General features: G+C 50.3%; 9 protein-coding genes and 1 pseudogene. All 10 read left to right on the plus strand.

The window, feature by feature from the left end; translation table 11 throughout:
- Positions 1-384: 384 nt before the first annotated feature.
- Positions 385-1,250, plus strand: a pseudogene (locus BST95_RS21335) (sigma 54-interacting transcriptional regulator); the annotation flags it as partial.
- Between the two features lie 24 nt (positions 1,251-1,274).
- Positions 1,275-1,502 (plus strand): helix-turn-helix domain-containing protein, encoded by a 228-nt coding sequence (locus tag BST95_RS21340; protein WP_240500295.1) that lies wholly within the window; start codon positions 1,275-1,277, stop codon positions 1,500-1,502.
- Positions 1,503-1,548: 46 nt separating this feature from the next.
- A complete protein-coding gene (locus tag BST95_RS08955) occupies positions 1,549-4,920 on the plus strand; it encodes a type I restriction endonuclease subunit R (RefSeq protein ID WP_084201115.1) in 3,372 nt (1,123 codons plus the stop codon).
- 37 nt (positions 4,921-4,957) lie between these two features.
- The gene (locus BST95_RS08960; protein WP_084198973.1) at positions 4,958-5,245 is read left to right on the plus strand and encodes a hypothetical protein; all 288 of its coding nucleotides are present in this window, start codon (positions 4,958-4,960) and stop codon (positions 5,243-5,245) included.
- 22 nt (positions 5,246-5,267) lie between these two features.
- Positions 5,268-6,788: a type I restriction-modification system subunit M gene (locus BST95_RS08965; protein WP_084198974.1), complete on the plus strand. Its 1,521-nt coding sequence runs from the start codon at positions 5,268-5,270 to the stop codon at positions 6,786-6,788.
- Positions 6,785-7,969, plus strand: a complete 1,185-nt coding sequence (locus tag BST95_RS08970) for a restriction endonuclease subunit S (protein WP_084198975.1) — start codon at positions 6,785-6,787, stop codon at positions 7,967-7,969. Before BST95_RS08965 ends, BST95_RS08970 begins: the two co-directional genes overlap by 4 nt.
- A gap of 2 nt (positions 7,970-7,971) precedes the next feature.
- On the plus strand, positions 7,972-9,384 hold the full coding sequence (locus BST95_RS08975; RefSeq protein WP_084198976.1) for a KAP family P-loop NTPase fold protein: 1,413 nt from the start codon (positions 7,972-7,974) through the stop codon (positions 9,382-9,384).
- Between the two features lie 10 nt (positions 9,385-9,394).
- The gene (locus BST95_RS08980) at positions 9,395-11,005 is read left to right on the plus strand and encodes an AAA family ATPase (protein ID WP_084198977.1); all 1,611 of its coding nucleotides are present in this window, start codon (positions 9,395-9,397) and stop codon (positions 11,003-11,005) included.
- The gene (locus BST95_RS08985; RefSeq protein WP_084198978.1) at positions 11,005-11,925 is read left to right on the plus strand and encodes a hypothetical protein; all 921 of its coding nucleotides are present in this window, start codon (positions 11,005-11,007) and stop codon (positions 11,923-11,925) included. The genes BST95_RS08980 and BST95_RS08985 overlap by 1 nt, the downstream gene beginning before the upstream one ends.
- Before the next feature lie 18 nt (positions 11,926-11,943).
- Positions 11,944-14,406 carry a UvrD-helicase domain-containing protein gene (locus tag BST95_RS08990; RefSeq protein ID WP_084198979.1) on the plus strand — a complete coding sequence of 821 codons (2,463 nt, stop codon included), beginning with the start codon at positions 11,944-11,946 and terminating at the stop codon, positions 14,404-14,406.
- The last annotated feature ends 218 nt before the right edge of the window (positions 14,407-14,624 follow it).

A 14,624-nucleotide genomic window follows, 5' to 3' on the forward strand; every position in this document is an offset into this window, starting at 1 on the left:
GTCACCTGGGTGGGTGGCAATGACTTGGATGCGCCTAAGACTGGGGGTGAAAGCCTTGGGCCTATTCTGAGTACTCTGTTGGACAGGCCTCACCGTAAGGTAGAGCTTGTTTACAACTATCCCACGGAAGATGTGGAGCGCTATGCCGACTGGCTCCTGGAGCAAGTCGCAGAGAAGCTAGGCCTCGATATTCTTATAGATCTGCATCATGCCAAACTCGAAAGCCCCGTTCACTATGGAGAGATCTACCAGGCGGCTAATGGCCTGCTGGCTAAAGTGGTGGAGGAGTTCGACAGGGATCAGATTTCAGTGCTGGTAAGCCCAGGCACGCCTCAGATGCACGCCGTGTGGCTGTTGCTTTGTAAAACGACATACAAGTTGTCGATGCTTCAGTCTTCTCCGGAGGCGGGGGTAGGTGATGTGGAGGTGCCCTTCGATATAGCAGCTGACTTCATTCCAAGCCTCCTGGCTGAATCAGACGCCACACTCCGGCGGTTGGCTGCGGGGGAGACAGATGCCCCTCCTGCATTCGATGAGATTAAGACAAAAAGCCCTGTGGTGAAGGCCCAGGTCGTTAAAGCGCAGCGAGCTGCTGAGCGCGATATACCGGTGTTGATCCTCGGGGAATCCGGTACGGGTAAAGAGCTATTTGCTCGAGCAATCCATGAGGCCAGCCCCAGAGCGGGCTCCGCATTTGTAGACGTGAATTGCGGCGCCATACCGCCTGAACTCGTGGACAGTGAGTTGTTTGGCCATAAGAAGGGTGCGTTCACGGGCGCCATTGCGGATAGGGATGGGCGATTTAAGGAGGCGGACGGGGCACGATATTTCTGGATGAGTTCGGGGAGCTGCCCCTGGATACCCAGGTACGCCTGCTGCGTGTGCTAAATGACGGTACTTTCAATCGAGTAGGTGATACCGGCAAATCCCAGGTAGATGTCCGTGTGATAGCGGCGACCAATCGCGATCTCATGGCTGAGGTCGTGGAGGGGAATTTTCGCGACGATCTCTTCTACCGCGTGGCGGTAGGGGTGATCAATCTGCCTCCATTGCGAGAGCGCGAGGGGGATTTGATGATGCTAACGGACATCTTCCTTCGGGCTATTAATGAAGCAGAGCTGGACTTAGATGCCAGCTACAAACATAAAAAATTATCTGCAAAGGCTATGAATGTTATCAAATCTCATAGCTGGCCGGGTAATGTTCGAGAGCTACAGGCCAGTCTTACCCGCGCCAGTGTATGGTCTGGCGGAGAAACCATTACTGAGAGGGAGATGCGGGAGGCTCTACTGGAGCGTCCTGCCAAAGCGGGTGACTTATTGGGCAGAAGCTTAGATAATACCTTTGATATTCAAGGGCTTATAAAAGATCTAAAACGGCACTACATCAAAAAGGCCCTAACGGAGACGGGCAACAACAAAACCAAATCCGCTGAAAAATTGGGGCTGAATAACTACCAGACTCTTAACAAGTGGATGGAAGATGTAGGACTAAAGGAATAGTTGGCACGCCCCTTGCTCTAGGGGCAGCATGGACGATATTAAAACTATGAAATCAATTAACTTCGAGCTGATTCGCCCCTACCGAGAAGAACTTGCCGACCTTGGAGGGCTGGCTGAGTTTCATCTGTACGTGGATCCGGGAAGCGCCCTGGTAAAGCTGCGTAGTTTTGCTGAGTACGTAGTGAAGGATATTTATGTCCAGGAACGGCTCCCCAAGTTGCACAGGCCACAGCTTATCGACTTGATGAAAAACGACGCCTTTATGGAGGTGGTTGATAGGAGCCTGCTCAACCACCTGCACTATTTGCGCATCCAGGGTAATGGACCGGCGCACGGGGAGCCTGCCGAGACTTCGACTGCGAAAATCGCTCTGGGAATTGCGCATCAGGTGGCCAGCTATCTGGCTATCCGCTATTACGGCGTTAGCCTGGATTCGATTCCAGAGTTCCAAACACCGGAAAATATTGCTGATACCGAGTCCCTTCAAAGGGAAAAAACCAGCTACAAGAAGTTGGCAGAGAAGCAGGCTGATGAGGTTGAACGTTTACTTGCGGAGCTAGATGCATTGCGCGCGAAGCTCGATGCGGAGCCCGCGTCAAGTGCAGAGCGTGAGCAGAGCCTGCGTGCGAGTCAAAGTGCGTCAGCAGCGCTGACCTGGGATGAAGCTAAAACCCGGACTCTGATGATCGATGCCCTGCTGGGTAAAGCTCGCTGGGATATTGGCAATACCGACGAGGTTGGTATCGAATTTGAGGTCCAGCATCAGCCCACAGCATCGGGTATTGGTTACGCCGATTACGTGTTGTGGGGCGATAACGGTTTACCACTGGCAGTCATTGAAGCCAAAAAATCAGGCGCTGATCTCAGTCTGGGCCGTGAGCAGGCGCGTATGTACGCCGATGGCCTCGAGAAAATGACCGGTCAGCGCCCCATCATTTTCTATAGCAATGGCTACGAAACACATCTTTGGGATGATGTTCAGTACAACAGCGCACGTAAGGTCTACGGTTTCTATGACAAGGAATCACTCGAATACCTGATCTTCCAGCGTAGTCATAGGGATCCAGCTCCGGAACAGGACAACCCCGATCTCAGCATTGCAGACCGTGCCTACCAGATCGAGGCAATAAAGACGGTTGCCGGTCACTTTCAGCAGCAGCGTCGCAAAGCTCTGCTGGTACAGGCCACGGGCACCGGAAAAACCCGGGTTGCTATCGCAATTGTTGAGCTGTTGCTGCGCAAACGTTGGTTGAAGCGGGTTCTCTTTCTTTGCGACCGTAATGAACTGCGAAAGCAGGCTGGGGATGCATTCAAAACCCACCTGCCGAGTGAAACCCGCTGCATCATTGGCGCTGGCGGCGAGGTCGATCCCAATGCCCGTATCTATGTCGCCACCTACCCGGGCATGATGAACCGTTTTGAGCAGTTCAATGTGGGTTTCTTCGACCTGATTATCGCGGATGAGTCCCACCGCAGTATCTACAACAAATACCGGGACCTGTTCACCTATTTTGATGCTCTTCAACTGGGGCTTACCGCTACTCCGGTCAAGTTTATTGCCCGTAACACATTTGATCTGTTCGGTTGCGAGAATCAGGACCCGACTTTCGAGTACACCCTTGAGCAAGCCATCAATAATGTGCCGCCTCATTTGGTACCGTTTCGGGTCAAGGACCTAACCACCGGTTTCTTGCGCGAAGGTATCAAGTATGAAGCGCTGAGTGAGGAGCAGCGTGAGCAGCTTGACGAGCAGACCAGCGATGCTGAGGATTTCAACTATCAGGGTAAGGACATCGGAAAGCGTGTATTCAATAAAGATACAGACCGTATCATCCTGCAAAACCTGATTAACAATGGTCTCAGGGATGACACCGGTTCGCTGGTTGGGAAGACAGTTGTGTTCGCCGTGAACCAGAATCACGCTGAGGCACTACAGAAGACATTTGTAGAGCTGTACCCCCAGTACGGGGACGCCGTGTGTAAAGTCATTCACAACAAAGTGCCTCGTGCCGAGGCGCTTATTGATGAGTTCAAGCAGCCTGGCAATAACTTCCGAATTGCAATATCGGTAGATATGCTCGATACGGGCGTGGATGTTCCCGCACTGGTAAATCTGGTGTTCGCAAAGCCGGTCAAATCCTGGGTTAAATTCTGGCAGATGATCGGTCGCGGTACTCGTTTGTGTCCCGACTTGTTTGGCCCTGGCAAGGATAAACGCGAGTTTCTGATCTTCGATCACTACGGCAACTTTGAGTATTTCAACGAGTCTTATCAGGAGGCTGATACAGGCACCCGTAAGTCGCTATTGCAATGGACCTTTGAAGCCAGACTGGAATTGGCAGAGGGTGCCGTTGAAGCGGGAAATCGTGACGCATTTGATACTTCTTGCAAGTTAATGCGCTCTGACATTAATGATCTGCCGCAGAACAGCGTGCAAGTACGCGATAATCTGCGCGACGTCCATATTCTGCAACAACCCGACATCGTAGAGGTCTTTGAGGCTGCAACCGTCTCTACTCTACGCGAGACTATCGCGCCACTCATGGGGCAGCGAACGCTGAGCGATAAGGATGCCATCCGCTTTGATCGTCTGATGGCTGAATTGCAGCTCTGCTTTGTGAAGGGGGCTGCCTGCCTTGAAGAGAAGCGATTGGAACTGCTTGCCCGGGTAGACCGGCTTGCGATTACCATCAAGGCTGTTCGCGACAAGGATGCGCTTATTAAGGCGTTGCGCACCAGCGAGTGGTGGGATGCCGCGGATTTCGCAGCTCTGGAACAGGTTCGTACTGAGCTGAGGGGCATAATGCGCTATCAGCAGGCGCTTGTGCAGCCCGGCGGTGGTATCCACCGCATTGATGTCACAGAGGATGTTGGTGAAATCCGCGAGCACGATCGTACTGTCGATCTAACTCGCACCGAGTCGCTGGCTTATCGGTTTCGTATCAAGACTATCCTGGAGGATATGTTTGATGTGAATCCGACTCTCCAGAAGATATACAACCAAGAGCCGGTAACTGATGCAGAGCTGGAATCCCTAACATCGCTTGTGCTCACCCAGAACCCGGGTGTGGATATCTCATTGCTCGTTGACTTTTTTCCTGAGGCGCAGGATTTGCATCAGGCCGTCAGTCAGCTCATTGGCCTTGATCCGGAGAAGGTGGATGGCCACTTTACTGAGTTTATGCACGAGCACCCGCAGCTGACACCCCTGCAGGTGAAGTTCCTTAACCTGATGAAAACGCATATCGCGACCAATGGTTATATCACCCTGGGCAAATTATACGAGGCACCTTTTACCCACCTTCATGCAATGGGCTTGGATGGGATATTCCCTGTCGACACCGTTGCTGAGGATCTGGTCAAGGTAATGACACCCTATGTGCGGCCTGAATCGGATGGTTCAGCTGAGGTGCACTAGTTATGGCAATGTGCCAGGTTTTGGAGAAGTTGATTGTATGAGCGACCGTTTTGCGAAGACCTTCTATTTGTTGCATGAGAACGGTGATCGGTTGTGGCCGGTACAAATGGAAGATCAGCAAACCCGCCGAAGTAGTTGGCGGGTGTCTGATAATGGCAACACCAAGGCCGCAGCTATTGAAGTGACGGACGAGGAAGTGCTGAGAGATTATGTGATTAACCAGAGGTACGCTGTGCGCGCCGCCACGCGAAAGAGTGGTGCGCGCGCATCACTCTACAGGCCTGATCAACGGGCCATCAGAGAATTGGTTGACCTGAAAAAGTAACGCTACAGGAATTATGCGCTAAATGATAACTGGTGAATTGAAAAACGAAATCGATCAGCTCTGGGAAAAGTTCTGGACGGGCGGCATTACCAATCCGTTGACGGTAATTGAGCAGATATCTTTCCTGATGTTTGCTCGGCTGCTGGACATCCAGGAGACTACAGCTGAAAGGCGGGCGGCCCGAACCAAGCAACCGTTTGACCGCGTGTTTCCGCAGGACAAGGAAGGTCAGCTGTTACGCTGGCAGAATTTCAAGAACATGCCCGGCAGTGAAATGCTCACGCATGTGAAACAGAGCGTCTTCCCTCATTTCGCCAGCGTCACGGTGGCCGAAACTGACTTCGGTGAATACATGGCCGATGCCGATCTCGAAATCAAGAGCGCACAGGTGTTGCAGGCCGCGGTCGAGATGATTGACAAGCTGCCCCTGACCTCGGGCGATACCAAGGGTGACTTGTATGAGTACCTGCTCAGCAAACTCACCACCGCAGGGATCAACGGCCAGTTCCGCACCCCGCGCCACGTAATCGACCTCATGGTAGCCATGCTCGACGTTAAACCTGACGAGACCGTGTGCGACCCGGCCTGTGGGACCGCGGGTTTTCTGGCCCGGGTGATGGAGTACCTGAATAAAACCCACACCAGCCCTGACATGATCAGCCAGGATGAGGACGGTAATCCGATCTATGTCGGCGACCAACTCGAACCTTTCCGCGACCATATCACCAGGGATATGTTCTGGGGCTTCGATTTCGATACCACCATGCTGCGTATCTCCAGCATGAATATGCTGCTGCACGGCGTGAATCACGCCAATATTCACTACCAGGACAGCCTGAATAAGTCGATCAACGACCACTGGCCCCGTCAGGCAGAAAACTGTTTTGATGTGGTACTGGCCAATCCGCCTTTCAAGGGATCGATTGATGACACCTCGATCAATAAAGACATTCTGGCCATGGTCAAGACCAAGAAGACCGAGCTGCTGTTTGTCGCCCATATCCTGCGCATGCTTAAACTGGGCGGACGCTCGGCCACCATTGTGCCCGATGGCGTGTTGTTCGGTTCCAGCAAGGCTCATCAGCAGCTACGCAGATTATTGATAGAGGAAAACCAGCTGGAGGCAGTGATCAGTCTGCCCTCCGGTGTTTTCAAACCCTATGCCGGTGTGTCTACGGCCATTATTGTATTCACTAAAGGTGGCCAGACCGACAATGTCTGGTTCTACGATGTTGAGAATGATGGCTACTCGCTGGATGACAAGCGCACCAGGATCGATAAGGACGATCTGCCCGACTGCCTGGAAAAGTGGCAGGCCTACCGAGCGGGTAAGGCCGAGGGGCTGGGTGATAAAACCGCCAAAGCCTTCCTGGTACCAGCTGAGGATATTCGCGGCAATAAATATGACCTGTCCATCAACCGCTACAAGGAAGTCGTGTATGAAGAGGAGCACTACGATCCGCCGAAGGAAATTCTCGGGCGCCTGATGGCGCTGGAGGAGGAGATACAGCAGGAACTGAAAGAGCTGGAGGGAATGCTGTGAGTAACCCTTACCCAGTAACGACCTTAGGGGAAGTTTTTGAAATCGCGCGAGGAGGGTCGCCGCGGCCAATTAAGGATTATATTACAGAAGATCCTGCCGGTTTAAATTGGATATCAATTAAAGATGCCAGTAACGGTGGAAAATACATATCGGAAACAAAACAAAAAATACGTAAAGAAGGCCTGTCGAAATCTAGGCTAGTAAAGCCAGGTGATTTTCTACTTACCAACTCTATGAGCTTCGGTAGACCATACATCATGAATACGACAGGTTGTATTCATGATGGTTGGTTAGTTTTGTCTAGTGACCCAGAAAAAGTCTTTCCAGACTATTTCTACTACTTACTAGGCAGCGAAACGATGTATAGGAAGTTCTCAGCACTTGCCGGAGGGGCAGTTGTAAAGAACTTAAATATTGATTTGGTAAAGGGTGTAGAAATCCCCCTCCCACCCCTGAAAGAACAAAAACGCATCGCCGCCATACTCGACAAGACCGATGCCATCCGCCGCAAACGGCGGCAAGTCATCCAGCTCGCCGAAGAATTCCTCCGCGCCGTTTTCTTGGATATGTTCGGTGACCCAGTAACGAATTCGAAGGGATGGGATACCCTAGGATTGTCTAAAGTCATTGAGAGTGAGAGGGGAATCTCTTATGGCGTGGTGCAGCGTGGTGATCAGGATAATGACGGGGTTCGATTAGTTCGCATTTCAGATTTCACCGAAAATCTGTTCAATCCAAAGGGTGTCATTAAGTGCTCGCAAGAAATATCTGATCAATACAAGCGCACGGTTTTGAAGGGAGGGGAGCTCTTAATCAGTATCCGGGGTACTGTTGGAAGAATAGCCGTTGTACCAGACTATGCAGTCGGTTGGAATGTCACGCGAGAAGTCGCAATTATACCTCTGCTTGAAGGGGAGAGTAGAGCATTTATCCGTAGCCTACTTTTAACCGGGCCTGCACAGAGGCTAATTTCTGGACAGGTGAAAGGAGTTGCTCAAAGCGGGATTAATCTGGCTGATCTCAGAGAATTCGAGCTGATAAGACCGCCAGAGAATATGATTAAGAGGTATGAAAGAATTGAAGCATTCGTTATGGATAAGTTTGTAAGCTATGCAGACGAGAAGGATTACGATGCATTGTTTTTTTCACTAAGCCAGACACTCTTCGCTGGTGAACTCTGAATATGCAACTCGCTACGCCAGATATAGAAATAGAGCAGGGTGAGGTCTTTGCCAATGACCTTCTAGGCAGGCAGCTGGAGATTCAGAGCCTAGCTCCCTTGTTGCTTAACGTCGATGCGCCACTGGTGATGGCGCTGGATTCTCCTTGGGGGACAGGTAAAACCACGTTTGTGCGTTTACTCCGGGCTTATCTGGAAGAGCAGGGTAAGCAATCGCTGTATTTCAATGCGTGGGAAACTGATTATGCGGATGATCCGCTGGTAGCTCTTGCAGCAACGCTGGATGATTACGTGGAAGCGTCTGTATCAGATACAGTGGTCACGGAGTCCTGGTGCAAAGCAAAGAAATACCTGCCAGTGCTGGGAAAATCTGTACTTAAGGCAGGGGTGAAGGCTGCTACCTTCGGTGCGCTCGATGTCGAGGAAGAGTATGAGGCTGTCCTGGCGGAATTAGCCCAAGGCAGTATTTCAGACTTGGTAGACCAGTTCTCGGTCCAACAATCAGCCATTGATGCCTTTAAGGAATCCATTTCGAAAATACTGGCGACGCTTACAGATAACCAAAAGAATCTGGTTATCTTTATCGATGAACTGGATCGTTGCCGTCCGACCTACGCCATTGAAACCCTGGAGCGTATCAAGCATATCTTTGACCTCGAAGGTATTGTCTTTGTACTTTCAGTGGATGCCGAACAACTCTGCCACAGTATCAAAGCCGTATATGGTGCCGACTTTGATGCCAGGCAGTATCTCAAGCGCTTTATCAACCTCGACTATTCCCTGTCCCGACCTGAGATGCCGGCCTACGTTAACGCGATGCTCATTAATATGGGCTTACAAAACGCGGTTGATGGTCGCCGCAATGCGCGACAGGATCTAGATACAACAGCGAAGTCTTTCATCTTTCTAGCTGAAGCCTTCGAACTCAACTGGCGTGAAATCAATCTTTATCTGGCACGCCTGCGGCTCGTATTCGCCCAGATACCTTCCAATCATCACAATGATTTACCGTTGCTTATACCTCTCCTGTTTGTAAGAGATAAGAATCCGCAGCTATACCAACGCTATGTAAGCGATACCGGCTGCGCTGACGAGGTTATCAGCTATCTGGATGGTATTTTGAAGCCTACACAAAGGTTCGAACGTCGGGTGGTTGTTATGAAAGGCTACCTGATAGCGCCAAATGTTGACGATTATCGTGATGACCAATTGGTGGTGGATCGGCTGCTCGCGCCATACAGCGATATACCAGAAGATGATCCAGAAAGGGCCGAAAGGGCAGAAGTGTTTCGTTTACTCCAAAGGGTTGTTAGTGGCGCGAGAGATTTCGGTTCTATCGATATTGGCGTAGTTAGCAACTGGTTGGAGCTTCTTGGAAAAATTTCCTTAGCTGACGGCACGGCAGAGAATATATAGGTACAAGAGTTTGAGTAACATAAAGTTATTGCGTATAGAGAATTTCAAAGGAATTGGTCGTGAAGTTGAGTTTAAACTTCGCCCGATTACCCTTTTCTATGGTCAGAACAGCTCGGGAAAGAGCACTGTCCTGCACTCCTTGAACTATCTCAATGACCTTCTGAATCATCATGCTGTAAACGCTGACGGTACGTCCCTTGGTGAAGGGTCAATTGACCTTGGCGGCTTCTCTCAGTTCGTGCATCAACATGATTTGAAACGTGAAGTGAAACTTGGGATTGATCTCGATTTATGGCATCTCGATCTGTCAGAGTCAGAAGCGGCCGCTTCATATATCGATCTATTTGCAAGCCGTCAGGTAGATTATGTAAATGAGCGGCTGATGGATATATCTGAGGCAACAAGCCGTATACAGAATGCGTCGCTTGATCTTACTGTTGCCTGGAGCGATACGCTGTCTCGCCCGTACGTAAAGAAATTGATGATTGGTTTCAATGGGGCGCATTTCGCGACCATTTCCTCGAGTAGTGATTGTCGCCGTATAGAGTTATCTGAGCTCTATTTGGACCATTATCTTTCTGAGGGCGATGAGTCGGAGGAGTCAGAAGAATCGAGCTCTTATTCAGAGCATTTTAGTCGCATAGTCGACACGCGTTATCTAGACGATGATGGCCAAGCCATGATCGGCCTGATGGAAATGCAAGACGCGTTGCCTGAAGTCGGTAAGCCACTTCAGCTTTCGAATATCTGGACTGTAGAGGATTGGGAGGGATATGAGGTCAAAGCAGAGTTCCGCGGTCTGCTTGCTGCCTTGATAATCGGGCCTCTCGAGGTAGCTTCTGCCTCGCTTCAGCAACTGTGTTATTTGGGACCCATCAGGCAGGTTCCGGGGCGAGATTACAAGCCTCGAAAAGGCTCGGGCTATAACTGGGCCGATGGGTTGTCAGCCTGGGATGCGCTATTCATGGAAGACGAGTCGCTTCGCGCGGATGTCAACAAGTGGATGCATGGTGAGAATGAGCAAGAAACTAGCCTTCTCGCTGGGTACACAGTAAAGCTGAGCGAGTCGAAGATTCTACCCCTGGGCTCCCGTTTGATGGGGCTGCTTCAGTCAGGCGCTTCTAAGCAGAATCAGGAGGAGATCAAGGCGCTTTTGGAAGAGCTGGATTCCGATAGCCGAATTACTCTGTGGGATGAGAAACGGCAGATTGCCGTTCATCCAGAAGATGTAGGCATTGGAATATCTCAGATACTGCCTGTAGTCGTTGCTGCCCTATCGGACAAGGCTAAGCTGCTGTCTATTGAACAGCCAGAGCTGCATGTCCATCCCCGTATGCAGGCTGCAGTTGGTGATCTCTTGATTCACTCTGCGAAGCAGCTCCATAAAACATTCTTGCTTGAAACACACAGCGAACACCTCATGCTCCGGCTTCTCAGGAGAATTCGTGAAAGTGCTGAATACAACAACCCGGTGCTGATGCCAGATGACATTGGAGTCGTCTACGTAGATTGTATTGAAGGTGAGACTAGGCTGATACCTATCCGGATTGCCCAGGACGGCAAGTTCCTGGATAGGTGGCCTAAGGGGTTCTTCGCTGAGCGTGCCGAGGAGCTTTTCTGATGCTGCTCGGTGAATTTGCGGTGAATCCTGTGGTCGCAGCGAGTGTAGAGGGGATTTCCGATCTTAGCAGAAGCTTTGGCTTTAATAAGGGCGCGGTTCTTTCGGAGTTTCCAACAGGTTGGTTAAGTTTCGTAAAGCGCTCTATTCCAGAGGAGCTGAAGGAATCGTTGGAATTCAATATTCTTGTTGAGAAGCTGATATATCTCGAGAATAACGCGTTGATTTCGACAAAACGGAGCTGTGTGCCAGACGAGTGGTACCAACATGCCATTAAGGATCATCAGGAAGGTGCCTTCTATAAGGTAGTTGATGCAGAGAATCATCCGGATAATACAGATGCGATAGTGATCAGCCAGCTTGACGAGAATGTCCTCGACAAGTTGGGTGGCGAAAAATGTAAGCGAAAGGCAGAAATCCTCGCTAAGAAAGCAGAGTTAGTGTTAAGGGGTAGCCGGCACATAAAAATTGTAGATCCCTTTTTCTCTCCCAGAGACAGCTACAAGAAGACCCTATCAAAGATGATTGAAGTGTCCGGCTTCGCCGACAGGGACGATATAGTCGAATGGACAATTAATACCTCCTCCATCAGAGGTGGGAGAGAAGTGTGTATCGAAAGTGAGAAAAAGGAGTTTAAGAAGAAGTTTCGCGAGCTAATCCCACCCGGAAAGCAGATCGAAGTGCTGTGGTGGGGCAACGGCAACGCCAAAGAAATCCATCCACGATACCTGATTACAGAGCGGGCTGGCATCAAGTATGACTGGGGATTTGAAGAACCCAGCGATCACGATGACCGCGAGGGCAAAATGGACATCGATATGATGCGCAAACCCTCACTGGACGAGACCTGGGAGCAGTATGTGAAGGAGTCCAGTCGGTTAGATGTTAAGGGGCGGCTGCTCCTTAAAGGCACGGAAGCATAAAGTCGGAGGAAAGGAAGCATGAACGAACTAACGTCACTGGGGGTTGATCAACAATTATTGATCGACGAAGGTGAGCGGGAGCTTGAGGTTCTAGAGCGCCTGCTAAAGGAGATTGAGAATCAGCGGCAACTTGTTAGATCTGTTGATGTAAGAGATGCCGTCTTCAATCTTACTGAAAACATGGATCTGAAGGTCAACCCTCAGGCCAAGCTGAATGTGCTTGATGAGCTGCGTACAAGTGCATACGGAAAGGTTGTTCATGTTGAGGACGAGGACGGGAAGAGTCGAGTCTATCGTATCGCCCAGGCCAATGGTTCAGTAATCAAGAACAAGGATGGTCGCGAGTTGATGGTAGTGAACCGCCTGGCACCTGTTGCTGGGATATTGGCTCCTGCGGAGATTGGTGACGAGGTAGAGCTTCCTGTCGTTGGTACCTGTCATGTTACCGCGACTGACCTTTTGGAGCGGTACGATAGAGGGCACTTAGACGATTTTATTTCCCTCATATACTCAACTGAAAGTGATCCAGACACCGCCTTCATCCTGAAGCATGTACGTGCCTCTGTGGATAAATGGAACAGCCGCCTCTTGGACGATGCTGTATTGGACGAATCTACCGGTACAGATGGCGAGGAAGTTTTCACCGGCGATAGCAGGGCTTCACTGGGCTCGAGCTTCTATACCCGTACAACGACCAAACAAGAAGAGTTAATCAGGCGGCCTCGCCGAGGCTTGCTCATCGTCGAGGGTATCGCGGGTTCTGGTAAGACATCGGTAGCTCTCGGGCGGGTAAAGGCTCTTTATCAGGCTTCGGAGTTCTCTGAAACTGAAGATGAGTACGATGCCTTTTTCAACGATAAGTCGCAGATGGTTGGCTTTGTCCTCCACAAGCAGCTGATAAATTACCTTGAGCAGACCCTGGTTGATCTTAATCTCTCTCAAATGAAAGTTCGTGAGTTTAAGGAGTTGCAGAATGAGCTATTACGCAAGCGAGGAGGGGTTCTCAGCCTCAAGATGCCTGGTAATGCGGATGGTCGCTATAGTCGGATCAAGGCTGAAGAGCTTCCCTTCGAACAGAGTATGGCCTGGCTCAGGCTCGTTGAGAAGGAAGTGGTCAATATTTTCATGGAGAGGATTGAGACCAAGCTCACAGGGCAGACGGAATGGATTCGCGGGCTCGGGATTACAGATCTACGTATTGATCGGCTGAAGATCAATCACCGAGAGTTGCTAGAAAAGGCGTGGGAAATCGCGACAGAGTCCTTCTTGGTCTGGAAAAGGCAACTCCTGACAAGAGGCACTAGGACATTCTATGCAGAGGGTTTTGTCAGGCGCATAAAAACGGTATATGAGCGATTTTATGATCTGGTCAGTGAAGATGCTCGTTGGTACTACTACGATTCAGGTTGGCATCTGAGATCTAAACGCGATGACGAGATAGAGATTCCGTTCCAGCCATTTAATGGCCGCCAGTTCCCAAAGAGGGGCTCCGATTGGTTGAAGACGTTCCGTGATCGAGTTCGGACTCAGTTCAGGCAGTGCCTCTACATGGACAGTACAGTCGAGCACATGCCCAGGCTTTCTGATTGGTATGGAGAGGCGATAGGAAACCTGCTTGCTTCAGATTTGCCGGAGAACTTTGAACTCAATGGCATTGTCGAAAGGGTAAATGGCTCGAAATTGTCCGATGCCGATCTGAACATATTGCTCGCGATCACCAACATGCTGTCCTCTGGCTATGAGTACTCAGAGCAGGATCAAAAGCGTATTGCCGCCTACTTATCTAGTCCGCATTACTACTCGACAGTATTCATCGATGAAGTCCAGGACTTCTCTGAGATCGAAGTATATCTAATGGGTGAAGCATCCCATCCTGATCGCAAAGCAGTGACTGTGGTAGGTGACTTCAAGCAGCAGCTTTACGAAGGGAAGGTTAGTGACCTCAGTGACTGTTTCCCTTCCGCGGCAGAGAACGAGTTGGAGGTTCAGGAGCTCTTGGACAACAAGAGGCAGTGCGAGAACCTGGCGAATCACTCGGCGTACTTTAGGGCGACGATTTCTCGGTTGGAGGCGCCAAGCGATACCCCCGAGCCTATTTATGGTGATGAGCTCACAGATGAAACTATTTCGGAAGGCGAGTTGCGCACCCAGATCCTAGAGCGAATAGTCAGTACGCCAGTGGGTCAGTCTATTGCAGTGATATGTCCGACAAACGAGCTTGCCAAGGAGCTTGAAAGCGGGCTTCGAGATGATATTCAGGCCAATTTCCGAGAGAGTCAGTATTCTGAAGATAATCGAGATCTAAACAAGCCACTGTACGTGCACTTTACGGTGCCGAAGCCAACAAAGGGATTAGAGTTTGATGTGGTGATTGCTCCTTGCTTTGACCATTATGACCTTGATGTTGATCTGGAGGCGCATGCTGCTTACGTAGCCGTGACCAGACCCAAAAGTGCTCTCCATATATTGCGCGGGCAATAGTAAGAATCTGAAGCGCCGCAATGACTTTTGGCGTGCAAGGTGTATTGGAGCAGGCCAATATGCCGGCTCACCATTGGGTTACACGGTACGGCAAGGAGGCGAACGTAGGTATGTATCTATTCGCATAATAAAAATTGTATTGGCATATGAAATATTATCACCTATGAGCTAGTTTCTGTTGTCGGATCCAAAAATAACTAATAAAAACATACAGATAT

This window comes from Halioglobus japonicus (assembly GCF_001983995.1).
Lineage (GTDB): Bacteria > Pseudomonadota > Gammaproteobacteria > Pseudomonadales > Halieaceae > Halioglobus > Halioglobus japonicus.

Coding starts and splice junctions, on each gene's coding strand:
- BST95_RS08960 (WP_084198973.1), top strand. CDS start 4,958: ATGAGCGACCGTTTTGCGAAGACCTTCTATTTGTTGCATGAGAACGGT.
- BST95_RS08975 (WP_084198976.1), top strand. CDS start 7,972: ATGCAACTCGCTACGCCAGATATAGAAATAGAGCAGGGTGAGGTCTTT.
- BST95_RS08965 (WP_084198974.1), top strand. CDS start 5,268: ATGATAACTGGTGAATTGAAAAACGAAATCGATCAGCTCTGGGAAAAG.
- BST95_RS08985 (WP_084198978.1), top strand. CDS start 11,005: ATGCTGCTCGGTGAATTTGCGGTGAATCCTGTGGTCGCAGCGAGTGTA.
- BST95_RS08955 (WP_084201115.1), top strand. CDS start 1,549: ATGAAATCAATTAACTTCGAGCTGATTCGCCCCTACCGAGAAGAACTT.
- BST95_RS21340 (WP_240500295.1), top strand. CDS start 1,275: ATGCGGGAGGCTCTACTGGAGCGTCCTGCCAAAGCGGGTGACTTATTG.
- BST95_RS08990 (WP_084198979.1), top strand. CDS start 11,944: ATGAACGAACTAACGTCACTGGGGGTTGATCAACAATTATTGATCGAC.